Raw genomic sequence first — 23793 nt, 5'->3', positions numbered from 1 at the left:
GACTCACGATCAAATGGGGCGAATACTCTCTTCATCCAGATCGGCGTCGAAGAACCGGCGCAGGGTCTGAATGTTGTTATCCGCAATTATCGCCTCGCGCGCCTGCGCGAGCTTCTCTTCATAAATGGCCTGGCGCCACTCCAGCGGTGTTTTCACTGCCGGATTATCATCTTCAATGATAGTCAATTCAACCGGCGCCCCCTGTAATGTGGCGAGCGCCTCGGCCAGCGCCTTTTGCGCGCCAGGGGAATTCAGGTGCCGCTGGCCCGGACGCAGGTGCAGACGCACCTGATTGCCGTCCTGCTCTTTCCAGGCGTTCAGCGCGACCTGCTCCACCAGCTTCGGCAGCTGGAGTTTGCTGACCTCTGCGGCCCAGGCGTCGCGCGCAATCGACTCTTCGGCAAGCTTCGCAGCCAGCTCCGGCGTTTTTTCATGCTCCAGCGCCTTTTTCAGCGCTTTCGGCGTTGCAACCTCTTCCTTCACCGTTTCGGTGATAGTGGTTGCCTTCCAGCGGTAAGCCTCTTCTTTCACCGGGGCTTTTTGCTCGAGCGCGGACGGTGCCGGACGCGACTGTACGCGCTCCGTTACCGAGGCCAGTCGTTCAAGCGCGGCGTTGTTCACCGGCCGCGCTCTTCCTGGCGCTGCCGGTTCACTCTTTTTTGGTTTGGTTACTCCCTGCGCACGCTGAAGCTGGCTGCGCGCGGCAAGCACCGAACTGGTGGCATCCGACAGCGGTACGTTCTGCTGCGGTGGCGGCGTCGGCTGCGGCGGCACCTGCTGCGGTGACATCACCGCCGTCGGCGCAACCGGGGCGAAAGACTGTCGGGGCACGTCCGGCTCCGGCAGCGGCATGCGCGGGTGGAACGCCAGCGCACGCAGCAGCGTCATTTCAACGCCCATCCGCGGATCCGGCGCAAACGGTAGCTCTTTGCGACCAATCAGCAGCGTCTGGTAATAAAGCTGCACGTCGGCAGGCGGCACGGTGCGGGCAAGCTCACGCATCCGCTGTTCAATGGCGGCCATATCCGCACCAATGGCGGAGGGAGAAAGCTGCAGCATTGCCACCCGGTGCAGCAGGCTGAGCATCTCAACCAGCAGCCCTTCCCACTCAATACCGCGGGCAGCGGCCGCGTTCACCAGCGACATCACGCGTTCGCCGTTAGCGGCAATCATCGCTTCGATAAGCGACAGCGCCTGATCGTCATCCAGCGTGCCGAGCATGGTGCTGACCGCGTCAGTCGAGAGCTTGCCGTCACCGCTGGCAATCGCCTGGTCGGTGAGGCTTAACGCATCACGCAGGCTGCCGTCCGCGGCGCGGGCCAGCAGCTGCAGGGCGCGCGGTTCGTGGACAATCTTCTCTTCATCGAGAATGTGCTCAAGCTGCGCGCGGATCTGCTCGACGTCCAGCGCCTTCAGGTGGAACTGCAGACAGCGCGATAAAATCGTGACCGGCAGCTTTTGCGAATCGGTGGTCGCCAGCAGGAACTTCACGTGCGCGGGCGGCTCTTCCAGCGTCTTCAGCAGGGCGTTGAAGCTGTGGCGCGAGAGCATGTGCACTTCATCGATCAGGTAGACCTTGAAGCGGCCGCGCGCCGGGGCGTACTGGACGTTGTCCAGCAGGTCGCGGGTATCTTCCACTTTGGTGCGCGAAGCGGCGTCGATCTCGATCAGATCGACAAAACGCCCCTGCTCGATCTCCCGGCAGTTATCACACACGCCGCACGGCGTGGCGGTGATCCCGGTTTCGCAGTTGAGACCTTTTGCCAGCAAACGGGCAATAGAGGTCTTACCGACGCCGCGGGTGCCGGAAAAAAGATAGGCGTGATGGATGCGACCTAGCGACAAGCCGTTCGCCAGGGCCGTCAGCACATGTTCCTGACCGACAACGTCAGCAAAGGTTTGTGGTCGCCATTTACGGGCTAACACCTGATAACTCATGGGCAGGCTCTGCAACGCTGGAAGGTGAATTTATGGAGGGGAATGCTATCACAACCTCACCCATTGAGCGAGGTTGTGAAAACCGGGATTAGTGACCCGGGAAAGGCACCAGGCTGTAGCTGGTAATGCCCTGTTTTTCCAGGCGCTGTTCACCGCCGAGATCGAACAGGTTGATGATGAAGGCCGCGTCGGTCACTTCCCCACCCAGACGGCGGATCAGCTTCACGGTCGCTTCAATGGTGCCGCCGGTTGCCAGCAGATCGTCAACCACCAGCACTTTGTCGCCAGGCTTGATCGCGTCAACGTGGATCTCCAGCTGATCGGTGCCGTACTCCAGCTCGTAGCTTTCTGCGATGGTTTCACGCGGCAGTTTGCGCGGCTTACGCACCGGCACAAAACCCACGCCCATTGCCAGCGCAACCGGTGCGCCAAACAGGAAGCCACGGGCTTCGGTACCTACTACTTTGGTGATCCCGGCGTTTTTGTAACGCTCGACCAGCAGTTCAATGCTGAGTGCGTACGCTTTCGGGTCTTCCAGCAAGCTGGTGACATCACGGAAAAGAATGCCAGGCTTTGGGTAATCCTGGATGCTTTTGATGCTGTTTTTCAGATATTCAAGCTGCTGTGCAGTTGCGGTCATCGGTTTGTGCCTAAATGAAACAGTGTTACTCACAGCGCGCAACGAGTCGGCCAAGGCAACAATTGTTTAACCTTTGACCAGGCGCACCTGTGCTCGAAAACGGTCGAATTTACTGGCTGCGCGTGATAATTGCAACAGCCATGATGAGGCTTCAGTGCTTTTGTTGCTTTTCATCAACCACGGGGATCCGCCACATAAAGATAAGCAGGCAGGAGAGAATGATCAGCAGCAGGATCCGCACCCACATCATTTTCACCAGCCATAATGAAATGGCGAAGGTGATGAGGATCACCGCGATCGCGCGCGGCTTGGCGCCGGGCGGCATGGCACGGTGTTTTTGCCAGTGCCGCAGGTAGCCGCCAAACCATGAGCGGTAGAGCAGCCAGTGGTGAAAACGCGGCGACGAGCGGGCGAAGCACCAGGCCGCCAGCAGGATAAACGGCGTGGTCGGCAGCAGGGGTAATACTACACCCAGCGTGCCCAGCACTACCGCAAGCCAGCCAATGATGATTAAAATAGTACGCTGCATAATGCGAATCGTTATCAAACTGAACGGCTACTTTACCACTGGAGAGCGCCTTGAAAACAGCACTGCTTCTTGAGAGGCTGCAAAATCAGCTGATCGCTCTGCGGGCGCAGGCCACGCCGCTGATGGGGCACGCCACGCTGAAGCCGCGCTTTGACCGGCAGCTTTTTCGTACCCGCAGCACCGTCATTCAGGATTACCTGGCTGAAGCGCAGACGAACCTCGACGAGCTTCGCCATGCGGTTGAGAATGAACAACAGGAACAGGTGGCGTGGCTTGCAGAGCATCTCACCGAGCAGATCACCGCACTGCATCGCGAAATCGCCGCCTGGCCGCTGCGCGCCTGGGACAGCGCCTCGCCGGGGCTCGGCAAATGGCAGCGCAAGCGGCTCGAGAACCAGGAGTTTGAGCGCCGGCTGTTTGAGATGAAGCGTGAACGCGAGGTGCGTCTGAACAACAGCGAAATGCTGGAAGAGCAGCAGCTATTGATGCGCGAGATTAGCGCGCTGGAAGGACGCATCGTCCGCTGCCGTCAGGCGCTGGATGACATTGAACGCGTCATAGAACGTTTGACCCGTTAACAGGAGCCACACCCATGTCACTGGAAAATGCACCCGATGAGGTCAAGCTGGCCGTCGATTTGATTATGCTGCTGGAGAATCATGAGATCCCCGCCGAGACGGTGCTTAAGGCGCTGGAGATTGTGCGGCAGGATTTTGAGGGGAAACTTCCCCCTCACCCTGCCCTCTCCCCAGAGGGGAGAGGGAAAATAGATTAAGCCGGAGTTGGGTCGTCGCCCTTAATGTCGCGCTTCACTTCCGTATGCTCATCACCTTTCTCGTTACGCAGGTGAACCTCAAGCTGGTTAAAGGCGATATTAATATCGTTTTCACGGCACAGACGATCGATAGAGCGGTTAAGCTCATCCACCGTGTAGCTGCGGTCACGCAGTTCACGCACGTATAAACGCAGCTCGTGATCCAGCGTACTCGGCCCAAAGGTGGTGAAGAAGACCGCCGGGGCCGGATCGTGCATCACTTTCGGATGCTCAGACGCCGCCTTCAGCAGCACCTCTTTCACCTTATCCAGATCCGATCCATAGGCCACGCCCAGGCGGATCACCACGCGCGTCACCGTATCGGAAAGCGACCAGTTGATCAGACGCTCGGTCACGAACGCTTTGTTCGGGATGATCACCTCTTTGCGATCGAAGTCGGTGATGGTGGTGGCACGAATGCGGATCTTGCTGACCGTTCCCGAGAACGTGCCGATGGTGACGGTATCGCCGATACGTACCGGACGTTCGAACAGGATGATCAGGCCGGAGACAAAGTTACCGAAGATCTCCTGCAGGCCAAAACCAAGACCGACCGAGAGGGCCGCCGCCAGCCACTGCAGTTTATCCCACGAGACGCCAAGCGAGCCAAAGACCGTCATCGCTCCGACAATGATGATGACGTAGTTGAGGATCGTGGTAATGGCGTAGGACGCCCCCTGGCGAAGATTCAAACGTGACAGGAGCAGCACCTCGAGCAGGCCTGGCAGGTTGCGGATCAGCGCCCAGGCCACCACCGACGACACCAGCGCAAACAGCAGGCTGCCCATGGTCACGCTTTTCATGACCGCCGCGCCGGCTTCGGTTCCGTTGTATTGCCAGAGGGTAATACTGTCGAGATAGGCGAAAACGGTAATAAGATCGGACCAGATCGCCCAGAACATCACCGCAAACAGGGCGATCATCACCAGCATGGTGATGCGCAGCGTCTGCTGGTTAACCTGCTCCAGCGCGATGGTCGGCTCTTCCTGCGGCTCAGCGCCTTCGGCCCCCTCTTTCACCTGATGCTGACGACGCGCGATGGCGCGGCGATAGGCAATGCGGCGCGCCGCCACGCTCAGGCCGCGCAGTACGGTCTGATAGAGCAGGTTCCAGACGATCACCAGATAGACCGTTTCAATCCAGCGCCCGGACAGGCGCAGCGTGGTATAGAAGTAGCCCGTCGCCGTCAGCACCATCAGCGCCAGCGGAATGATCGCCAACACCGTCACGGTGGCCAGACGAATATTGTGGGACTCTTTATCACGCCAGCTGTCGCGACACATCGGCCACATCAGGATCGCAATCAGCAGCAGGTTCAGCAGGATGACCAACTGGCCCAGCACGTCATCCATCAGATGCAGCGGGGAAAGCTCAGAGACAACCGACCAGAAGTGCAGCGGCAGCAGCGCCAGGCTGATGCGCACGATCTGACGACGCCAGTGGCTGGTCAGCTGCGCTGGCATGTTGAAATGACGCACCGCCACGCCGTCTTTTTCCAGTACCTTCCAGCACAGGCCAAACACCAGCCAGAACAGCGCCAGTTTTTTACTGAACGCCCACAGCAGATCGCTGACGTTGAGCTGCATAGTGAGCAGAATCAGACCCACGGCCAGAATAATCAGGCACACCGGCAGGGCGCGAATAAGGTCAATCAGAATCGCTTTTGGCGTATGGAGCTGGCTATCGTTGCGCAGTTGCCCTACTTCGGAGGCCAGCTTCGCCTGGTATTTTTTCAGCCAGCCCAGACGCCAGCGGATAAGACCGGCAATCAGCAGCAGCGGCAAACCGGCCAGGAAAGCAATCATTACCGCAGGCCAGGCTTTCTCCCAGTTTACGGTGATCTTCATGCTCTTAATCTGCGTTTTCAGCGTCTCAGGGAAGGATTTAACCCAGTCCCAGTCCATCGGCTTGTTGCTGTTTACCCAGAAAATCTGCTGGGTCAGGATCTCCTGCAGACTTTTCGAGACGCTCACCAGCTGCTGCTGGTTGATTTGCAGGTTAATGGCCATCATCAGCTGGTTACCCAGCTGTTTATTGAGCTGGTCCAACAGCTCGCGACGCATATCCACGACCTGGAGCAGCGCGTCGTGCACTTCCGGGTTCACGTCTCTGGAATGCCCCTCTTCAATTTTGGCGACAAAGGTATCGCTCTGAAAAAGGGCATCGCGCTGCTGGTTGACGTCAAACTGTTCCAGACGTAAATCCGCAATGCGGTTGGTCATGTCCTCCAGCTCGTCGGCGGACGGAAGCGTCTGCTGCTGCTGGTAGAGAATACGCGACAGCAGGAGGCTGCCCTTCAGGACCGCGATCTGCTCTTTGATGTTGCGTTCCGCCTGCAGGGCGCGATCCAGCCAGTTTTTCACCTTGATATTTTGCTGAACCAGCGAGTTGCCGTTTTCCGTCGCCAGTATCAGGCGCTGACTGAGCAGATGGTTAGCCTCAAGCTCCTGTTTTACCAGCGGGTTGGCCTGAATACGGGCGGTTTCGTCAGGGGATACGGCCTCCTGGGCGGTTTTTTCCGTCAAGGTCAGGCGTTTGCTGTTAACCGCCTCCTGCAATAGCTGAAGCTGATGCTCCAGACGATTAATGTTCGCGGTGACGTAATCACGCTGTTTCTGCAGAGTGTCCTGCAGCACCGTATTCCCTTCCAGGCTTTTACGCTGCTGTTCGATCTGCGCATTGAGCAACGACTGCTGAACCAGCAGCAGGGTTTGCTGCGTCGGGCGCAGCGTGCCTTCGCCCACCGTCGTGCCGTTCAGGCGGTTGCGGATCTGCTGCAGCTGCTGAGATGCGGTATACATCGCATTTTGCACGCGCTCGGGCTGGGTTTGCAGGGAGACAAGCTGGCTGTTGTAGGTCGCGAGATCGGACTGCGCGGTTTGCAGATCGTCGAGCAACTGGGCAACGCGCGATTCCAGCTGGCGTAAGGAGAGCGTGGCGAGCGTTTTGCGCGTTTCGTTGTCGTTATCAACGTCACTCAGGGCATTCAGCGACTCCGTCGCTTTGCGCATGTTTTCAGGGGCCTGTGCCACCTTCTGACGAAGCTGGGCGGTTTCAGCCTTAACGCGTTCAATTTTATCCAGCGTTTCCAGCGTTTCCGTCAGATCCTGCTGCGTCAGTTTTTCCTGAGGAGAGAGTTCTTTTTGTTTGTTCAGCGTGTCGAGCTGCGACTGAACGTCAGCACGCGTGGGAATATCGTTGCTGTTATCGGCGCGGGCCCAGGTCAGCGGCGCCGTGGCGAAGAAAAACAGCATCGCAAAGAGCAATGCAAAAACAGGATGTTGCGAGCGATTGATGGGCAGCATAGTTGTGAATGATGTCAGAAGATGACCGAAAATAGTCCGGCGTGAAGAATATCACGCTCGTCAGATGCAGAATAGCGCGAACGTAAGCCTCTGAGATAAATCCTGGAAAGGGGTCAGGCCGTTAGCGAAGGCGCGTCGCTGCGCAGCGTCGGGCTAAGCTGTAGCATTTCCAGTAAAATCGCCACGTAGCTGCGAGCTTCCGCTTTAAGATCAAACGATTGCGGTGCAAAAAGCCAGTTTTCCATCAGACCAGAAATGTAGCTGCGCATCAGAATCGCCGCCCGACGGGTCAACAGATTGGTCGGTAGCAGTTTTGCCTCCATACAGAGGTTCAGGTTGTGCTCAATACGGTCATAGCTTTCCAGACTGAGGCTTCGTTGCGCCTGCTGCACGACCGCCATCTCGCCCACGAACTCGCATTTATGAAAAATAATCTCCATCATTAATCTGCGACGTTCTTCAACTACCGTTGCTTCAAGGATATATACTAATATTTCTCTCAATACTGAGAGTGGATCGTCTGGGAATTTTGCCCGATACTCACTCTCGAGATCGCTAATGCTGGACTCTGAAAGCTCCCAGATTTCACTGAACAGATCTGACTTGTTTTTAAAATGCCAGTAAATCGCTCCTCGCGTCACACCGGCGGCCTGAGCAATTTGCGCCAGCGAGGTTGCTGAAACACCTTGCTGCGAGAACAAACGTATCGCCACATCCAGAATATGTTGTCGGGTTTCCAGCGCTTGTTGTTTAGTTTTTCGTGCCATAGGTGAGTGAATTTACAGGAGTCAGATTTACATACATTTGTGAATGTATGTACCATAGCATGACGATAATATAAACGCAGCAATGGGTTTTAGACTCAGGACCCTTGATCAATTTGAAATCGGACACTCGAGGTTTACATATGAACAAAAACAGAGGGTTAACGCCTCTGGCGGTCGTTCTGATGCTTTCAGGCAGCTTAGCGCTAACAGGATGTGACGACAAACCGGCTCAACAAGGAGCTCAGCAGGCGCCAGAAGTAGGCGTTGTGACGCTCAAATCTGAACCTCTACAAATCACCACCGAATTACCCGGCCGTACAAATGCTTACCGCATTGCGGAAGTGCGTCCTCAGGTTAGCGGCATTATCCTGAAACGCAACTTCACCGAAGGCGGTGATGTGCAGGCCGGTGAGTCTCTGTATCAGATTGATCCCGCAACCTATCAGGCGTCTTATGAAAGCGCGAAAGGCGATCTGGCTAAAGCACAGGCCGCGGCTAAAATTGCCCAGCTGACGCTGAACCGCTATCAAAAACTGCTCGGTACCAAGTACATCAGTCAGCAGGATTACGATACCGCCCTGGCGGATGCCCAGCAGGCTAACGCCGCCGTGGTGGCAGCCAAAGCGGCCGTCGAAACCGCGCGCATTAACCTGGCCTATACCAAAGTGACCTCCCCTATCAGCGGTCGTATTGGTAAATCTTCCGTCACGGAAGGGGCTCTGGTGCAGAACGGTCAGACCACTGCGCTGGCGACCGTGCAGCAGCTCGATCCGATCTATGTTGACGTCACGCAGTCCAGCAATGATTTCCTGCGCCTGAAACAGGAGCTGGCTAACGGCACCCTGAAACAGGAAAACGGCAAAGCCAAAGTGGAGCTGATTACCAACGACGGTATCAAGTTCCCGCAGGAAGGGACGCTGGAATTCTCTGACGTGACGGTCGACCAGACCACCGGTTCCATCACCTTACGTGCGATTTTCCCGAACCCTGACAAAAATCTGCTGCCAGGTATGTTCGTTCGCGCACGTCTGGAAGAAGGAACGAATCCAACCGCCCTTCTGGTTCCACAGCAGGGTGTGACCCGTACGCCACGCGGCGATGCGAGCGCACTGGTTGTTGGGGCTGATAACAAAGTCGAAATGCGCAATATAACCGCCACCCAGGCGATTGGCGATAAATGGCTGGTGACGGAAGGTCTGAAAGATGGCGATCGCGTGATTGTTACTGGTTTGCAAAAAGTTCGTCCTGGCGCGCAGGTTAAAGCACAGGAAGTGAAATCTGACGATAAACAACAAGCTTCGGCCGCTGGCCAGTCAGAACAAACCAAGTCTTAACTTAAACAGGAGCCGTTAAGACATGCCTAATTTCTTTATCGATCGCCCCATATTTGCGTGGGTGATCGCCATTATCATCATGCTGGCCGGGGGACTTGCGATCCTGAAGCTGCCTGTCGCGCAATATCCAACGATTGCGCCACCGGCGGTGACGATTTCCGCAACCTACCCAGGGGCTGATGCAAAAACGGTGCAGGACACCGTCACTCAGGTTATCGAACAGAACATGAACGGTATCGATAACCTGATGTACATGTCCTCAAACAGTGACTCTACCGGTACAGTTCAGATCACCCTGACCTTCGAGTCAGGTACGGATGCTGACATTGCGCAGGTTCAGGTGCAGAACAAACTGCAGCTGGCGATGCCGCTGCTGCCGCAGGAAGTACAACAGCAGGGCGTGAGCGTCGAGAAATCGTCCAGTAGCTTCCTGATGGTTGTCGGCGTTATCAACACCAACGGCACCATGACGCAGGAGGATATTTCCGACTACGTGGGCGCCAACATGAAGGACGCCATCAGCCGTACGTCCGGTGTGGGTGACGTGCAGCTGTTCGGTTCTCAGTACGCAATGCGTATCTGGATGGATCCGAACAAGCTGAACAACTTCCAGCTGACGCCGGTTGACGTGATTAACGCCATTAAAGCGCAGAACGCCCAGGTGGCAGCCGGTCAGTTAGGCGGTACGCCGCCGGTGAAGGGCCAGCAGCTTAACGCCTCGATCATCGCGCAAACCCGTCTGACCTCCGCGGATGAGTTCAGCAAAATTCTGCTGAAAGTGAATCAGGACGGCTCGCAGGTTCGCCTGCGCGACGTGGCGAAAGTCGAGCTGGGCGGTGAGAACTACGACATCATCGCGAAGTTCAACGGTAAACCGGCTTCCGGTCTGGGTATCAAACTGGCGACAGGCGCGAACGCCCTGGATACCGCCACGGCGATCCGTGCAGAACTGAAGAAAATGGAACCGTACTTCCCGTCAGGCCTGAAGATCGTTTATCCGTACGACACCACGCCATTCGTTAAAATTTCGATTCACGAAGTGGTTAAAACGCTGGCAGAAGCGATCATCCTGGTGTTCCTGGTCATGTATCTGTTCCTGCAAAACTTCCGCGCGACGCTGATCCCAACCATCGCCGTTCCGGTCGTTCTGCTGGGGACCTTTGCTATCCTCGCGGCCTTTGGCTTCTCGATAAACACCCTGACGATGTTCGGGATGGTGCTTGCCATCGGCCTGCTGGTGGATGACGCCATCGTCGTGGTAGAGAACGTCGAGCGCGTGATGGCGGAAGAAGGTCTACCGCCGAAGGAAGCTACCCGTAAATCAATGGGCCAGATCCAGGGCGCGCTGGTTGGTATCGCGATGGTACTGTCTGCGGTATTTATCCCGATGGCCTTCTTCGGCGGCTCTACCGGTGCGATCTACCGTCAGTTCTCGATCACCATCGTTTCCGCGATGGCGCTGTCGGTACTGGTCGCATTGATCCTGACGCCTGCGCTGTGTGCCACCATGCTGAAGCCGATTCAGAAAGGCGGTCATGGCGAGCATAAAGGGTTCTTCGGCTGGTTTAACCGCATGTTTGATAAGAGCACGCACCACTACACCGACAGCGTGGGCAACATCCTGCGCAGCACCGGTCGTTACCTGCTGCTCTATATCATCATCGTGGCGGGGATGGCGATCCTGTTCGTTCGTCTGCCCAGCTCGTTCCTGCCGGATGAAGACCAGGGCGTGTTCCTGACGATGGCACAGCTTCCTGCGGGTGCGTCGCAAGAGCGTACCCAGAAAGTGCTGGACGAAGTGACGGACTACTACCTCACCAAAGAGAAAGACAACGTTGAATCCGTGTTTGCGGTTAACGGCTTTGGCTTTGCGGGTCGTGGTCAGAACACCGGTATCGCCTTCGTTTCTCTGAAAGACTGGTCTGAACGTCCGGGCAAAGAGAACAAGGTTGAAGCCATTACCGGCCGTGCGATGGGCACCTTCTCGCAGATTAAAGATGCGATGGTGTTCGCCTTCAACCTGCCGGCGATTGTTGAACTGGGTACCGCGACCGGCTTCGACTTCCAGCTGATTGACCAGGGCGGTCTGGGTCACGAAAAACTGACGCAGGCGCGTAACCAGCTGTTTGGCGAAGTGGCTAAGCACCCTGACCTGCTGGTCGGCGTGCGTCCAAACGGCCTGGAAGATACGCCGCAGTACAAAATCGACATCGACCAGGAGAAAGCTCAGGCGCTGGGCGTGTCCATCAGTGACATCAATACCACGCTGGGCGCCGCCTGGGGCGGTAGCTACGTTAACGACTTCATCGACCGCGGTCGCGTGAAGAAAGTGTACGTGATGTCCGAGGCGCAGTACCGTATGTTGCCAAACGATATCAACAGCTGGTTCGTGCGCGGCAGCAATGGTCAGATGGTACCGTTCTCGGCATTCTCAACGTCACGCTGGGAATACGGTTCGCCGCGTCTGGAACGCTATAACGGTCTGCCATCAATGGAGATCCTGGGTCAGGCTGCGCCGGGCCGAAGCACCGGTGAAGCCATGAACCTGATGGAAGAGCTGGCGAGCAAACTGCCTTCGGGTGTTGGCTACGACTGGACCGGGATGTCCTATCAGGAACGTCTGTCCGGTAACCAGGCCCCTGCCCTGTACGCGATTTCACTGATCGTCGTCTTCCTGTGTCTGGCAGCGCTGTACGAGAGCTGGTCAATTCCGTTCTCTGTTATGCTGGTGGTACCGCTCGGGGTTATCGGTGCGCTGCTTGCGGCAACGTTCCGTGGACTGACCAACGACGTGTACTTCCAGGTAGGCCTGCTGACAACCATTGGCTTGTCGGCGAAGAACGCGATACTTATCGTTGAATTCGCCAAAGATCTGATGGAGAAAGAAGGCAAAGGTCTTATTGAGGCGACGCTTGAGGCTGTTCGTATGCGTCTGCGCCCAATCCTGATGACGTCACTGGCGTTTATCCTCGGCGTACTGCCGCTGGTTATCAGCTCCGGTGCGGGCTCCGGTGCGCAGAACGCGGTCGGTACGGGCGTTATGGGGGGTATGATCACCGCAACCGTACTCGCTATCTTCTTCGTACCGGTGTTCTTCGTGGTGGTTCGCCGCCGCTTCAGCCGTAAGAATGAAGATGTTGAACACGCGCATTCGGTAGAACCTCACTGATACCGGTTTCACATGATAAAAAGGCCGCATTAGCGGCCTTTTTCATTTTCAGAAAAAATCATAAATTACGCTTATTGTGATCCAATTTATTTTCTGCCATCTTAATTAGACATATCATAATTAACTGATAACTTAATCGGTGAATTCAGGATTTTTTTAATTTCATTTCCCCGCTTAAGCTATTAGGAATATTCCTAATAAGAAGTTCTGACAACGTGAAGTACGAATCTGAACTTTTCTCGCCATTTTTGCTAAGCCAATGAAACGTAAGGAAGCGATAAAACAGCGCGTTAATTTGGATAAAAAAGGGGTGTCCAGGGTGGAACATTGCGTACATGCTCGCAGTCTCCGGTTTTATTTGTAATTTTTCGTAATAGCGCGATGAAATCCAGGAAGGAGTGGCTTATAGTTAGGTTATCAGGAACACAGCACTCATGTAGCTAAGTCAGTTGTATCCATCCCGACAATGATGTTCGGTGAGTAAGAAATCACTCAGAAGGGGATGCGCTATGGACGAGTACTCGCCAAAAAGGCATGATATCGCGCAGTTGAAATTTCTCTGCGAATCCTTGTACCATGACTGCCTTGCCAACCTTGATGAAAGCAACCATGGCTGGGTAAACGACCCAACGTCTGCCATCAATTTACAGTTGAATGAGCTGATAGAGCATATCGCAACCTTCGCACTTAATTATAAAATTAAGTACAATGAAGATAATAAGCTCATTGAGCAAATTGATGAATACCTGGACGACACCTTTATGTTGTTCAGTAGTTACGGCATTAACGCCCAGGATTTGCAAAAATGGCGTAAATCGGGAAACCGGCTATTCCGCTGTTTCGTCAACGTGAGCAGAGCTAACCCGGTTAGCCTTTCCTGTTAAAATTATTACAATTACTAAGGTGAATTTATGTCTGATAAACCACTCACAAAAATCGATTATTTGATGCGCTTACGACGTTGTCAGTCAATTGACACCCTCGAACGCGTGATTGAAAAGAATAAATACGAGCTTTCTGATAATGAACTGGCCGTATTTTATTCAGCCGCTGACCATCGTCTTGCTGAGCTGACCATGAATAAGTTGTATGACAAAATCCCTACTTCTGTATGGAAATTTGTCCGTTAATCTTTGAAGGGTGTCTGTAGAGTTCTACGCCACGTTCTGAGTTTTTTACCTATCCCGTTATGTTCCCTGTGCCCAGGCCAGGTCTCCGTGTAAAACGTGTTCATCAGCAACAATGTTGTGACGACAGTCACATCGGCTTTTCGGGAACGTTCCCCTCTCGACCTGTTCCGATTACCCTGCGGTAATCATTTCCAGAGAGGTTTCCTATGAGCGTAGAAAAACAGAAGATGATTGCCGGTGAACATTATCGCCCCGGCGATGAGACGTTACGGGCCGACCGACTGCGGGCCCGCCATCTGGTTTACCGCTATAACCACACCGCGCCCGATGAAAAGACAGAACGCCAGAACATCCTGGCGGAACTTCTGGGGCAAAGCGAAGGCGCTTATATAGAACCAAGCTTCCGCTGCGACTACGGATACAATATTTATCTGGGCAAAAACTTTTACGCGAACTTCGACTGCGTGATGCTGGATGTCTGCCCTGTTCGCATCGGCGATAACTGCATGCTCGCGCCGGGTGTGCACATTTATACGGCCACCCACCCGCTGGATGCAGAGGAACGGAACAGCGGCGTGGAGTTTGGGAAACCGGTCAACATTGGGAATAATGTCTGGATTGGTGGCCGGGCGGTCATTAACCCTGGCGTCACGATCGGTGATAATGTGGTGGTGGCCTCCGGCGCCGTGGTGACAAAAGACGTCCCGGCTAACGTCGTCGTGGGCGGCAATCCGGCAAAAATCATCAAAACTTTATAAGGGCGCGGGGAGCCAACTGTTATGGTCTTTTAGCGCCTGACTGTTACTTTTTTCAGCCCGATGGCTCCCCTAAAATTGGCAGACACCCTGTATTGTCAACTCTTATGAAGGCAAAAAATGACCGAGATACAGCGCCTGCTTACCGCCACCATCGACGATCTTAACCTCCGCGAAAAGCGCGACAATCGCCCGCGCTTTAGCATTAGCTTTATTCGCAAACATCCTGGACTGTTTGTCGCCATGTATGCCGCCTGGCTGGCGACGCTGATTGTGATGCTGAAGTCCGAAACGCTGGTGGACTCCGTCTGGCTGCTGGTTGTGCTGTTTGTGGTCTTTAACGCCTTTTTCTTTTTCGACGTGAATCCGCGCTACCGTTACGAAGATATCGACGTTCTCGATTTCCGGGTCTGCTACAACGGTGAATGGTATAACACACGTTTCGTGCCCACGGAGCTGATCGACAGCATCATGCACTCTCCGGCCGTTGAAACAGCGCAAAAAGAGAAGCTGCAGAAAATGGTCTCCACCAAAGGCCAGCTCTCTTTCTATGATGTCTTTACCCTTTCGCGCCCTGCTGCTGCGTAATTAACGCCTGCAGACGCCGGATCCCCGGCGCAAACTGCGAAGCAGAGGTGTTGCCGTAACCTAAAACCAGACCGGTTTGCCCCTGCTTCGCCTCCAGGTAATACCCGCTCAGTGCAGCGGGTGCCAGCTGAAACGCCCTCGCCTGCGCCACCAGCGTCTGGTCGTCAATATCGTCTATCGCCAGCGTCAGATGCATCCCGCCTTCACCGGCCAGTATACGGTGCGGCGTGTGAAGCTCTGCCCCCAGCACCTCCCGCAGCTGGCGGTATCGCTTACGATAGAGCCGACGCATGGCGGCAAGATGACGGGCATAGTGGCCTTCTTCAATGAACAGCGCCAGCGTACGCTGTTCGGCACGATGCCCACCCCGCAACAGCGAGCCGATGGCCGGGCGAGCCGCTTTCGCCAGCGCTGGCGGCAAGACCATGAAGCCCATTCTGAGCGACGGAAACAGCGTTTTACTGAACGTTCCCAGATAAACCACGGGCGCGTTGTTGACCATCCCCAGCATCGCCGGAACAGGCTCACCGGCATAACGGAATTCGCTGTCGTAATCGTCTTCTATGATCCACGCGTTCTGCTGCCGGGCCAGTTCCAGCAGCGCCAGACGTCGCCGGGCGCTGAGCACGCTTCCGTAAGGGAACTGGTGTGAAGGTGAGGTAAAAATCAGCGAGGGAGCAGGCGCATCCCGTCCTTCCCAGCACATTCCCTCGTCATCAACAGGGATTCCCGTCATGGTCAGGCCTGTTTTAACAAACGCGCTCTTTGCCCCGCTATAGCCGGGGTTTTCCACCCACGCGACATCGCCAGGCTCACTCAACAGCATGGTGCACAGGTTAACCCCCTCAAGCGCCCCTTCCGTTATCACTATCTGGCTGGCGTCGCAGTCGATACCGCGGGACAGGGCGAGGTGTCGGGCAATCGCTGCCCGCAGCGACGGTTCACCGGCCGGGTCGCCATACCCTAGCAGGGCACTTCCCTCCTCGCGCATCACGCGATCGTACAATCGCCGCCACAGCGGTAGCGGAAAATAGTTGATAGCCGGGGTTCCCGGGGTAAACGCCAGCACCGGCGTGTCCCGGGGCACGGGCGCTGGCAGCAGGCCGACCCGCCGGGCGAGCCTGATGGCAGGGTCCGGCAATGTCCGGGCGACAGAGCGGTGAGCGAGCTGTGCCACCCGCGTTCCCTGGCGGTTACGCTGCAAATACCCTTCCAGCGTGAGCTGGTCCAGCGCCGCATTGACGGTATTGCGGGAAAGGGAGAGCTGCTGAGCCAGCGTTCGCGAACCGGGAAGCTGGCTGCCGGACAGTAGCCTTCCGCACAGTATGGCCTCCCGTAAAGCAAGATAAAGCGCGCGCTGGCGCGTCTCTTCCCCACGTTTTTGCAGGGCAGCATTGAGCAAGGTATAAAATTCATCACCCGGTATATTCATCTCACCTCCTCGTGGCACCATCAAAACATAGCGCAGTGGTTATTTTTAAGGAACCAGCAATTCACTAGTCTGGAACTCTTTTCAACGTCACGGAAATTAAGATGAAGACATTCAATCAGTTCGGACAGCCCGTAGGCGAAGCGCTTAGCGACTGGCAGCCTCGTCAGCACCCGTCCCGGGTCGTGCTTCAGGGACGCTATTGTCGGCTTGAACCGCTGCGCGTGGAGCATGCCAACGCGCTGTTTTCCGCCTATTCCCTGGCTGAAGATACGCGCAGCTGGACGTGGCTACTGCGTGAACCCGATGCCACAGCAGAGGATTTTGCCGAATGGGTGGCGAGCGTAAGCGAGTTATCCGACCCCATACACTTTACCGTTATCGATAACCAGACCCGGTCTCCGGTCGGGACGCTGTCCCTGATGCGGATCGATCCTAAAAATGGGGTCGTGGAGGTGGGGCACGTTCACTTCTCTCCCCTGTTAAGCCGCACGCCCATGTCGACAGAGGCGCAATATCTGCTGATGCGGTATGTGTTCGATACCCTGGGCTACCGGCGTTATGAGTGGAAGTGCAATAGCCTGAACGAACCTTCCCGCAAAGCCGCCCTGCGCCTGGGTTTTCAGTTTGAGGGGCGTTTTCGTCAGGCGCTGGTCATAAAAGGTCATAACCGGGATACCGACTGGTTTTCGATTCTCGACAAAGAGTGGCCGGCGCTGGCAAATGCCTTTGAAAGCTGGCTTGCCACCGACAATTTTACTGCCGATGGCAAACAGAAAAGATCCCTGGAAAGCTGGCGAGAAACGCGCGTTTAGCGTCTTTTTTTACGGCCCTGCACCGCCTTAAAGCGCGGATTGGATTTGCAAATCACGTACAGGCGTCCCTTGCGTTTGACTATCTGGCAATCCGGGTGACGCTGTTTTGCACTGCGCAATGAGTTAAGTACCTGCATGGTTAGCCCCGCTTCGCATTGAGAAAACCGCCAAAACGCTTGCGGAAGCGCGCTGCGCTGCCGTCCGTGGAGAACGTTTTCTGCTTACCGGTATAAAACGGGTGCGATTTTGAAGAAACCTCGATGGTGATGTACGGATACGTTTCACCGTCGAGTTCATTTTCGCGGTCGGTCTTAATGGTTGAGCCGACTTTGAAGTATTCATTCGCGCTGGTGTCGTGGAATACCACGGTGCGATACGCTGGATGGATGTTTGGTTTCATCGTAAATCCTTTGTGTTTTGTTATAACATAACAAAATAATATCCAGGCCAGGTTAAAAAAACAACCCCTTCCTTCTGACGATATTTTCTGGTTTACCTGAGATAAAATGAAAACCACGCCACCCACGTGCTATAACTATATCATTTCGCGGTAAAATCTTTCTCTTCAGGCAGGGAACCAGTGCTCAGGAACGGGTATACGAGGAAGGAAACGACAGCATGAAAACCCGACATCTGGTCAGTCTGGTGACTGGCATACTTATCTTTTCCGTGCTGGTCCCCATTTGCCTGAGCATCTGGCTGGCTCATCGTCAGGCGGAAGATAAATTTGTCGATGCGCTGGATAACTATGCCTCACGCGTGCTGATACGTACCGACAAGGTCGTGGGGCAGGCGAAGGAAGCGCTCAATCATCTGCAGGCCTTTGAGGGTGTGCCGTGCAGCCCCCTGCAGTTAAGGGAGATGCGACGGATCGCTTTCTCGTGGCGATATGTGCAGGAAGTGATTTATATCGACAACCTCAGGCCACTCTGCTCCTCTCTTGAACAAACCAGCCATGCCGCCCCTTTCCCCCCGCCGATGCGCGTTACCGAAGATGGTTACAGCGCATGGCTGACCACGCAAAACGATCTGGGGTTTCATCGCTACATGGCCGTACTGGGGCAAGGTCATTACCTGGTTCTGGTCGATCCGGCCTCGCTTGTGGATGTGATCCCCTTCGGCGAGATAGCGATTGATGCTGCCCTGGTAGGAAATACCACACGCCGCATCTTTGCCAGCAGCAATACGCTCGATCCGCATATCCGTGACACGATCATGGGTCAGGAGATGACCAGCATACAGTACGACGGTTCAATGTACGTTATGAAGCCCGTCCCTGAACTGGGGTTTACCGTCGTTGCATGGGCTACGCTCAAACCGCTGGCTGAAACCTGGCACCGGCAGCTGCTTTTGTGGCTGCCCTTCGGCATCCTGATAAGCCTGCTTGCCGCGCTCTTTGTCCTGCGAATACTGCGTCGCATCCAGTCGCCGCGCAACCGCCTGCTCGACGCCATTAACAGCCGCGATTTTGTGGTTCACTATCAGCCCATCGTGGCGCTCTGTAGCGGAAAAATTGTCGGCGCAGAGGCGCTGACGCGCTGGCCGCAGCCGGACGGAAGCAGCCTCTCACCTGATATTTTTATCCCTCTTGCTGAACAAACCGGGCTTATCTCCCAGCTGACGCAGCTCGTTATCGAAAAGGTGTTCGAGGATATGGGCAGCTGGCTGCATCTTCACCCCGATCAGCATATCTCCATCAACCTCGCGCCCGCCGATTTGACCTCCGGCACGCTGCCGCCGCTGCTGAGTCACTTGCTGAACAAATGGAAGGTCCACCCTGGCCAAATCGCCCTTGAGGTCACCGAGCGCGGCTTTGCCGATCCCAAAATCAGCGCGCCGGCTATCGCCGCATTCCGCCGTTCGGGGCACCCTGTCTATATTGATGATTTTGGTACGGGCTATTCCAGCCTGAGCTATCTGCAGGATCTGGATGTCGACACGCTAAAAATTGATAAATCGTTCGTGGATGCGCTGGAGTATAAAAACGTGACGCCGCACATTATTGAAATGGCGAAGTCGCTGAAGCTGGCGATGGTGGCGGAAGGCGTCGAGACCGCCGGGCAGCTGGCCTGGCTGCACCAGCACGGCGTGCAGTACGGACAGGGCTGGTACTACAGCAAAGCGCTACCAAAGACGGAATTTATTCTTTGGGCAGAAAATAACCTCGGCACGCACGCTACTTAAGGTAGGATTTCATCACCTGCAGCACCACGCCAAGATCGGCTTCACGCTGCGCCTCTTCGGGCTCTTTCACCACGTGATCGGTAAGGTGCCCTTCAATCACCTGCATCATCATGCCGTTGACCGCTCCACGGATCGCCGCCAGCTGCTGTAACACCTCGGCGCATTCGTGTTCGCTGTTGAGCATTTTTTCGAGCGCGGTGCTCTGCCCCTGAATTTTCTTCAGGCGAGTCAGTAACATCTTCTTGTCGCGAACGGTATGTGACATCTCTGTCTCCCTCAGTTTTGGCTTTTAGAGCATATCACGCTCTACTCCCCCTGAGTATTTTTCTACTGGGGGGTAGTATTAAGCTACTGGGGGGGAGTACTATTTGCGCACGCTTCCATTTCGGAAATTTCAATGAACGATTTCGCCTCACTTCTGCAGCAGGGTAATGCCTGGCTGTTTGTTCCCAGCGCTATCCTGCTCGGTGCACTACATGGCCTGGAGCCGGGTCACTCAAAAACCATGATGGCCGCCTTTATCGTGGCTATCCGCGGCACGCTGAAACAGGCGGTCCTGCTCGGCCTGGCAGCCACGCTTTCGCATACGGCAGTAGTCTGGATTATCGCCATGGCGGGTTTATGGTTTGGGCGGGGATGGGATGCGCATACGTCTGAACCCTGGTTCCAGCTGATCTCAGGGGTATTGATCGTTGCGATCGCCCTGTGGATGGCGTGGCGAACCTGGAAAGAGAGCCAGCCACACGATCATCATCACGACCATGATCATCACCACCACCATGACCATCATCATGAACATCACCACCACGAACACCCGCTGGTTGAAGAAGAGTGGCAGGACGCCCACCAGCGCGCGCATGCGCAGGATATTAACCGGCGCTTCAGCGGCCAAAACGTCACCACCGGACAGATCGTGATGTTTGGCCTCACCGGCGGGCTTATCCCCTGCCCGGCGTCCATTACCGTTCTGCTGATCTGCCTGCAGCTGAAGCATTTCGCCCTCGGCGCGACGCTGGTGTTCAGCTTTAGCATTGGTCTGGCGTTAACGCTTGTCGCTTCCGGCGCGATTGCCGCCTTGAGCCTCAAGCACGCGACCAAACGCTGGCCCGGGTTTAGCGAATTCTCCCGTAAAGCACCGTGGATCTCCGCTGCGCTGATTACCGTGGTAGGGATTTATATGAGCCTGCATGGCCTGAGCGGCATTCTGGCGTAAGCCTGCGGCCACACTCTGTGGCCGCATCTCCAGGGTCAGTTAAGGGTTCTGCTGCCAGCTGAAGGTATAGCGAAGCTGGCGTGTCTGCAGGAGGAATTCCGGCGAGACGCTGGGGCTCCAGGAGTCGTCGCCGCCCACGCCCATATGGAACGCATCGAGATTGAGCCAGCATCCCGGCTCTTTGCGCAGCAGATGGTGATGGGTTGTCTCCCGCAGCTGCTGCTGGCCGTAGTGGCTCACCGAGAAATGGAACCGGCCGTTCAGCTGATGCGTTCCCAGCGCCAGCTCCCGCGTATCACAGCGCAAACCATTTTCCGTCGGGAAGATATACGGCGTGTGCATCTCCGCCAGGGGTAATGTCCAGCGCCCCTGCTGTGCCGCCAGCTTTCTGTCCGGATAGTTTTCATGCGGCCCCAGCCCCAGCCAGGACACGTTTTCCGGCGTTTCGGCGAGATGAACGCTTAGGCCAACGCGCGCGGGTTCCGGGATATCAGACGCAATATCCACCTGAATATCGCCGTGGAGTACTCCCCGATCGTCCACCCGCCAGGTTTTACGACTCAGAAACAGCGCGTTGCCGCTATACTCAAGGACGTGCTGGGTTGTGACCACCACCTCGTCTGCGTGCTGCGCTGCCTCACAGTACAGAACGCGCGAGGTGAGATCGTACATGCCCGCCGCTTTCCAGCGCTCAACCCATGCATGCGGATCGATCTTCGTCGCTTCACTCACCCCAATATCATTGTCCAGCGGCGCACGGCTGACGTTATCCGTCAGAGGCGATATCAGCGTTTCCACGCCATTTCGCCACCATTGGGTCAGGTTTCCGGTTGCGCGATCGAATTGCCAGCGCTGTTGGCCATGGGCGATCGCCAGGATGCGGTCGTTTTGCGTCAAAACCGGCGGCTCGCCCGCAGAGGCTGGCGGTGCGACAAACAGCGGAGACGGAAGCAGCCACTGTTCCCACGCGCAGCGATGGTCAGCCGGTGACCACGGTGTTGCCCGCGGCTGGCGCACTTCAACATTCAGCCAGACTTCTCCCGGCTCGGCTTTCAATTCCGGCAGAGCGATCTCCAGACGCTGAACACCTTCAGGGGCTATCGCCAGCGTCACCTCGCCCGAAGCCAGTACCTTCCCATCCCGGGCAACCGTCCAGCTCAGCACTTCGTTATCGGTATGGCGGAACAGGTACCCGCTTTGCACCTCAATCACCAGCGGAGAGGTGCTGACCCGCGTAAAGGTGAAGAACTGCTGCGCGCGCTGCGCCTCGAACAGCGCCGGGTGCGGCGTGCGATCGGGGAAGACCAGGCCGTTGAGGCAGAACTGTCGGTCGTTTGGCTTATCGCCAAAGTCCCCGCCGTATGCCCAGAACGTATTGCCCTCTTCGTCCTGTTTCGTCAGGGCCTGATCGACCCAGTCCCAGACAAATCCCCCCTGCAGGCGAGGATGGCTGCGAAACGCCTGCCAGTATTTCGCGAACCCGCCGAAGCTGTTTCCCATCGCGTGGGCGTATTCGCAGAGGATCAGCGGACGCGTTTCATCCGGCATGCCGATCCATTTCTTGATTGACCACTTAGGCACCGCCGGGAAGGGTTGATCCTGATCGACCCGGGCATACATCGGACAGACAATATCGGTCGCCGCCGTGTTCGCGCCGCCGCCTTCATACTGCACCGGACGCGTCGGATCCGTGGATTTCACCCAGCGGTACAGTGCGTCGTGGTTTGCACCGTGCCCGGACTCATTGCCCAGCGACCAGATGATGATTGAGGGATGATGACGATCGCGCTGCACCATGCGGGTCACGCGCTCGCTCATGGCGGGCAGCCAGCGCGGATCGTCAGCAAGGCGGCTCATCGGCACCATGCCGTGGGTTTCGATATTGGCCTCGTCAACGACGTACAGTCCGTAGCGATCGCAAAGCCGGTACCACAGCGGATGGTTCGGGTAGTGCGAGCAGCGAACGGCGTTGAAGTTGTGCTGCTTCATGATCTCGATATCGCGGCGCATCGTCGCTTCGTCCATCACCTGGCCGTTTTCCGGATGATGCTCGTGCCGGTTAACCCCGCGGATCAGCAGCGGTTTACCGTTGAGCTTCAGCAGGCCGTTGCTGATTTCAATCCGGCGGAAGCCGACATCGCAGGCCTCCGTCTCCAGCACGTTGCCCTGCGCATCCAAAAGCGCGATCGTCAGACGATAGAGTTCCGGGGTTTCTGCGCTCCATAACGCGGGGGCTGTAACCGGGATCGCCGCCGTTAACCGCTCGGCCCAGTTGCCGCGCTCGTCCACAATGGCAGATCCGGGCCGTTGGGTAGTACTGCCACACCGCTCACCGTTGCGCCACAGCGTGATCGCCACCTCGCATTCCGTGTAGTCTGCACCTGCCAGCGCGACGTCGACTTTCAGCACCGCGCGGTCCAGCTCCGCATTCAGATCGGTGACCACGTGATAATCCGCAATGTGCGTCTCCGGCTTATGCAGCAGGGAGACATCGCGGAAAATGCCGCTCATGCGCCACATGTCCTGATCTTCCAGATAGCTGCCGTCGCACCAGCGCAAGACCATGACCGCCAGGCGGTTCTGCCCGGGGCGTAATGCCGCCGAGAGGTCAAACTCGGCGGGCAATCGACTGTCCTGGGAATAGCCTATCCACTGCCCGTTGCACCACAGATGGAACGCCGAGTTCACGCCGTCAAAAATAATTCGGGTTTGCCCGCGCTGAAGCCAGGCGTCATCCACGTAAAATGTGAGCGAGTAACAACCTGTCGGGTTTTCCTGCGGCACAAAAGGCGGGTTAACGGGAATGGGATAGGTGACATTGGTATAGATGGGCGTGTCGAACCCCTGCATCTGCCAGTTCGACGGCACGGGCATCGCGACGGCATCCGCGCAATCTTCGCTGACCCATGCCTGAGGAACCTGCTCGGGTGCAGAAAAGTAGCTAAATCGCCACATCCCGTTAAGAGAGCGCCTGCTGATAGATCCAGCGTCATCTCTGGCGGAAGATTCATTACGCCAGCTGTGCAACGGCGCGTGTGCGGGCAGGCGGTTCCACTGGGTAACGCCGGGGTTTTCCCAGTCCCGACGGGCCAGGATGTCGCTGAGGTTCAGCGAGGATGTGTTGGACATAGTAACCTCTTTGCGAAGCGCTCACAATTTTGGTTAACATGCCCTGGCATTCTG

The 23793-nt window shown here is 56.2% G+C and carries 21 protein-coding genes and 1 other annotated feature; of the genes, 11 read left to right on the top strand and 10 right to left on the bottom strand.

What is annotated here, in order from left to right:
- Positions 1-9: 9 nt before the first annotated feature.
- From dnaX to ACOTXI_RS13525, 3 genes are all read right to left on the bottom strand, one after another.
- Complete coding sequence (dnaX, locus tag ACOTXI_RS13535) at positions 10-1938, bottom strand: DNA polymerase III subunit gamma/tau (RefSeq protein WP_058655056.1); 1929 nt, start codon at positions 1936-1938, stop codon at positions 10-12.
- Positions 616-680, bottom strand: a sequence feature (DnaX frameshifting element). (Overlaps the previous gene by 65 nt.)
- Positions 1939-2026: 88 nt before the next feature.
- The gene (gene apt, locus ACOTXI_RS13530) at positions 2027-2578 is read right to left on the bottom strand and encodes an adenine phosphoribosyltransferase (protein ID WP_000127359.1); all 552 of its coding nucleotides are present in this window, start codon (positions 2576-2578) and stop codon (positions 2027-2029) included.
- A gap of 151 nt (positions 2579-2729) precedes the next feature.
- On the bottom strand, positions 2730-3107 hold the full coding sequence (locus ACOTXI_RS13525; RefSeq protein WP_008499296.1) for a DUF454 family protein: 378 nt from the start codon (positions 3105-3107) through the stop codon (positions 2730-2732).
- A gap of 50 nt (positions 3108-3157) precedes the next feature.
- Between ACOTXI_RS13525 and priC the strand changes: the two genes are divergently transcribed.
- Complete coding sequence (gene priC / locus ACOTXI_RS13520; RefSeq protein ID WP_058655057.1) at positions 3158-3685, top strand: primosomal replication protein N''; 528 nt, start codon at positions 3158-3160, stop codon at positions 3683-3685.
- Positions 3686-3699: 14 nt separating this feature from the next.
- Positions 3700-3882: a pleiotropic regulatory protein RsmS gene (gene rsmS, locus ACOTXI_RS13515; RefSeq protein WP_058655058.1), complete on the top strand. Its 183-nt coding sequence runs from the start codon at positions 3700-3702 to the stop codon at positions 3880-3882.
- Here the strand turns inward: rsmS and mscK are convergent.
- Both mscK and acrR read right to left on the bottom strand, forming a co-directional pair.
- Complete coding sequence (mscK, locus tag ACOTXI_RS13510; RefSeq protein WP_058655059.1) at positions 3879-7226, bottom strand: mechanosensitive channel MscK; 3348 nt, start codon at positions 7224-7226, stop codon at positions 3879-3881. The two genes, rsmS and mscK, sit on opposite strands and share 4 nt — an antisense overlap.
- Positions 7227-7339: 113 nt before the next feature.
- Positions 7340-7993: a multidrug efflux transporter transcriptional repressor AcrR gene (gene acrR, locus ACOTXI_RS13505; protein WP_058655060.1), complete on the bottom strand. Its 654-nt coding sequence runs from the start codon at positions 7991-7993 to the stop codon at positions 7340-7342.
- A gap of 140 nt (positions 7994-8133) precedes the next feature.
- Between acrR and acrA the strand changes: the two genes are divergently transcribed.
- The 6 genes from acrA (at position 8134) to ACOTXI_RS13475 (ending at position 14969) form a co-directional block, all read left to right on the top strand.
- Positions 8134-9327, top strand: coding sequence for a multidrug efflux RND transporter periplasmic adaptor subunit AcrA (gene acrA / locus ACOTXI_RS13500; RefSeq protein ID WP_021241633.1), 1194 nt, complete (start codon positions 8134-8136; stop codon positions 9325-9327).
- A 22-nt stretch (positions 9328-9349) separates the two neighbouring features.
- Positions 9350-12496 (top strand): multidrug efflux RND transporter permease subunit AcrB, encoded by a 3147-nt coding sequence (gene acrB / locus ACOTXI_RS13495; protein ID WP_008499289.1) that lies wholly within the window; start codon positions 9350-9352, stop codon positions 12494-12496.
- Between the two features lie 509 nt (positions 12497-13005).
- Positions 13006-13380, top strand: coding sequence for an Hha toxicity modulator TomB (gene tomB, locus ACOTXI_RS13490; RefSeq protein WP_008499288.1), 375 nt, complete (start codon positions 13006-13008; stop codon positions 13378-13380).
- 27 nt (positions 13381-13407) lie between these two features.
- On the top strand, positions 13408-13626 hold the full coding sequence (locus ACOTXI_RS13485; RefSeq protein ID WP_008499287.1) for an HHA domain-containing protein: 219 nt from the start codon (positions 13408-13410) through the stop codon (positions 13624-13626).
- 206 nt (positions 13627-13832) lie between these two features.
- Positions 13833-14384: a maltose O-acetyltransferase gene (maa, locus tag ACOTXI_RS13480; RefSeq protein WP_008499286.1), complete on the top strand. Its 552-nt coding sequence runs from the start codon at positions 13833-13835 to the stop codon at positions 14382-14384.
- Positions 14385-14501: 117 nt separating this feature from the next.
- Positions 14502-14969 (top strand): YlaC family protein, encoded by a 468-nt coding sequence (locus tag ACOTXI_RS13475; RefSeq protein WP_008499285.1) that lies wholly within the window; start codon positions 14502-14504, stop codon positions 14967-14969.
- On the opposite strand, the gene ACOTXI_RS13470 is transcribed toward ACOTXI_RS13475, so the two are convergent.
- Positions 14941-16401, bottom strand: a complete 1461-nt coding sequence (locus ACOTXI_RS13470; RefSeq protein ID WP_023343501.1) for a PLP-dependent aminotransferase family protein — start codon at positions 16399-16401, stop codon at positions 14941-14943. The two genes, ACOTXI_RS13475 and ACOTXI_RS13470, sit on opposite strands and share 29 nt — an antisense overlap.
- 101 nt (positions 16402-16502) lie before the next feature.
- Here ACOTXI_RS13470 and ACOTXI_RS13465 point away from each other — a divergent pair, with 101 nt between their 5' ends.
- The gene (locus ACOTXI_RS13465; protein WP_058655062.1) at positions 16503-17213 is read left to right on the top strand and encodes a GNAT family N-acetyltransferase; all 711 of its coding nucleotides are present in this window, start codon (positions 16503-16505) and stop codon (positions 17211-17213) included.
- Here ACOTXI_RS13465 and ykgO read toward each other — a convergent pair.
- Positions 17210-17350, bottom strand: a complete 141-nt coding sequence (gene ykgO / locus ACOTXI_RS13460; protein ID WP_003859006.1) for a type B 50S ribosomal protein L36 — start codon at positions 17348-17350, stop codon at positions 17210-17212. The two genes, ACOTXI_RS13465 and ykgO, sit on opposite strands and share 4 nt — an antisense overlap.
- A gap of 2 nt (positions 17351-17352) precedes the next feature.
- Positions 17353-17613, bottom strand: a complete 261-nt coding sequence (locus ACOTXI_RS13455) for a type B 50S ribosomal protein L31 (RefSeq protein ID WP_058655063.1) — start codon at positions 17611-17613, stop codon at positions 17353-17355.
- A 218-nt stretch (positions 17614-17831) separates the two neighbouring features.
- Between ACOTXI_RS13455 and ACOTXI_RS13450 the strand changes: the two genes are divergently transcribed.
- On the top strand, positions 17832-19397 hold the full coding sequence (locus ACOTXI_RS13450) for an EAL domain-containing protein (protein WP_058655064.1): 1566 nt from the start codon (positions 17832-17834) through the stop codon (positions 19395-19397).
- Here the strand turns inward: ACOTXI_RS13450 and ACOTXI_RS13445 are convergent.
- Positions 19390-19662, bottom strand: coding sequence for a metal-sensing transcriptional repressor (locus ACOTXI_RS13445; RefSeq protein WP_008499280.1), 273 nt, complete (start codon positions 19660-19662; stop codon positions 19390-19392). The genes ACOTXI_RS13450 and ACOTXI_RS13445 overlap by 8 nt on opposite strands.
- 132 nt (positions 19663-19794) lie before the next feature.
- Here ACOTXI_RS13445 and ACOTXI_RS13440 point away from each other — a divergent pair, with 132 nt between their 5' ends.
- Positions 19795-20610: a nickel/cobalt efflux protein RcnA gene (locus tag ACOTXI_RS13440; protein WP_044597079.1), complete on the top strand. Its 816-nt coding sequence runs from the start codon at positions 19795-19797 to the stop codon at positions 20608-20610.
- 39 nt (positions 20611-20649) lie between these two features.
- Here ACOTXI_RS13440 and ACOTXI_RS13435 read toward each other — a convergent pair whose 3' ends face one another.
- The gene (locus ACOTXI_RS13435; RefSeq protein ID WP_087855526.1) at positions 20650-23739 is read right to left on the bottom strand and encodes a beta-galactosidase; all 3090 of its coding nucleotides are present in this window, start codon (positions 23737-23739) and stop codon (positions 20650-20652) included.
- Positions 23740-23793 lie beyond the last annotated feature (54 nt).

The sequence above is a fragment of the Enterobacter cloacae complex sp. BZL2005 genome (assembly GCF_049238885.1).
GTDB classification, from domain to species: Bacteria; Pseudomonadota; Gammaproteobacteria; order Enterobacterales; family Enterobacteriaceae; genus Enterobacter; species Enterobacter roggenkampii.
Note: the sequence above shows the minus strand (reverse complement) of the source record. Positions and strands in the feature narration are given on the sequence as shown.

Excerpts from the sequence above, each read along its gene's own strand:
- acrA (WP_021241633.1), top strand. The coding sequence starts at position 8,134 with ATGAACAAAAACAGAGGGTTAACGCCTCTGGCGGTCGTTCTGATGCTT.
- rsmS (WP_058655058.1), top strand. The coding sequence starts at position 3,700 with ATGTCACTGGAAAATGCACCCGATGAGGTCAAGCTGGCCGTCGATTTG.
- ACOTXI_RS13525 (WP_008499296.1), bottom strand. The coding sequence starts at position 3,107 with ATGCAGCGTACTATTTTAATCATCATTGGCTGGCTTGCGGTAGTGCTG.
- ACOTXI_RS13485 (WP_008499287.1), top strand. The coding sequence starts at position 13,408 with ATGTCTGATAAACCACTCACAAAAATCGATTATTTGATGCGCTTACGA.
- ACOTXI_RS13470 (WP_023343501.1), bottom strand. The coding sequence starts at position 16,401 with ATGAATATACCGGGTGATGAATTTTATACCTTGCTCAATGCTGCCCTG.
- ACOTXI_RS13465 (WP_058655062.1), top strand. The coding sequence starts at position 16,503 with ATGAAGACATTCAATCAGTTCGGACAGCCCGTAGGCGAAGCGCTTAGC.
- ACOTXI_RS13440 (WP_044597079.1), top strand. The coding sequence starts at position 19,795 with ATGAACGATTTCGCCTCACTTCTGCAGCAGGGTAATGCCTGGCTGTTT.
- maa (WP_008499286.1), top strand. The coding sequence starts at position 13,833 with ATGAGCGTAGAAAAACAGAAGATGATTGCCGGTGAACATTATCGCCCC.
- acrB (WP_008499289.1), top strand. The coding sequence starts at position 9,350 with ATGCCTAATTTCTTTATCGATCGCCCCATATTTGCGTGGGTGATCGCC.
- ACOTXI_RS13435 (WP_087855526.1), bottom strand. The coding sequence starts at position 23,739 with ATGTCCAACACATCCTCGCTGAACCTCAGCGACATCCTGGCCCGTCGG.
- apt (WP_000127359.1), bottom strand. The coding sequence starts at position 2,578 with ATGACCGCAACTGCACAGCAGCTTGAATATCTGAAAAACAGCATCAAA.
- ACOTXI_RS13455 (WP_058655063.1), bottom strand. The coding sequence starts at position 17,613 with ATGAAACCAAACATCCATCCAGCGTATCGCACCGTGGTATTCCACGAC.
- ACOTXI_RS13445 (WP_008499280.1), bottom strand. The coding sequence starts at position 19,662 with ATGTCACATACCGTTCGCGACAAGAAGATGTTACTGACTCGCCTGAAG.
- mscK (WP_058655059.1), bottom strand. The coding sequence starts at position 7,226 with ATGCTGCCCATCAATCGCTCGCAACATCCTGTTTTTGCATTGCTCTTT.
- acrR (WP_058655060.1), bottom strand. The coding sequence starts at position 7,993 with ATGGCACGAAAAACTAAACAACAAGCGCTGGAAACCCGACAACATATT.
- ACOTXI_RS13475 (WP_008499285.1), top strand. The coding sequence starts at position 14,502 with ATGACCGAGATACAGCGCCTGCTTACCGCCACCATCGACGATCTTAAC.
- ykgO (WP_003859006.1), bottom strand. The coding sequence starts at position 17,350 with ATGCAGGTACTTAACTCATTGCGCAGTGCAAAACAGCGTCACCCGGAT.
- tomB (WP_008499288.1), top strand. The coding sequence starts at position 13,006 with ATGGACGAGTACTCGCCAAAAAGGCATGATATCGCGCAGTTGAAATTT.
- ACOTXI_RS13450 (WP_058655064.1), top strand. The coding sequence starts at position 17,832 with ATGAAAACCCGACATCTGGTCAGTCTGGTGACTGGCATACTTATCTTT.
- dnaX (WP_058655056.1), bottom strand. The coding sequence starts at position 1,938 with ATGAGTTATCAGGTGTTAGCCCGTAAATGGCGACCACAAACCTTTGCT.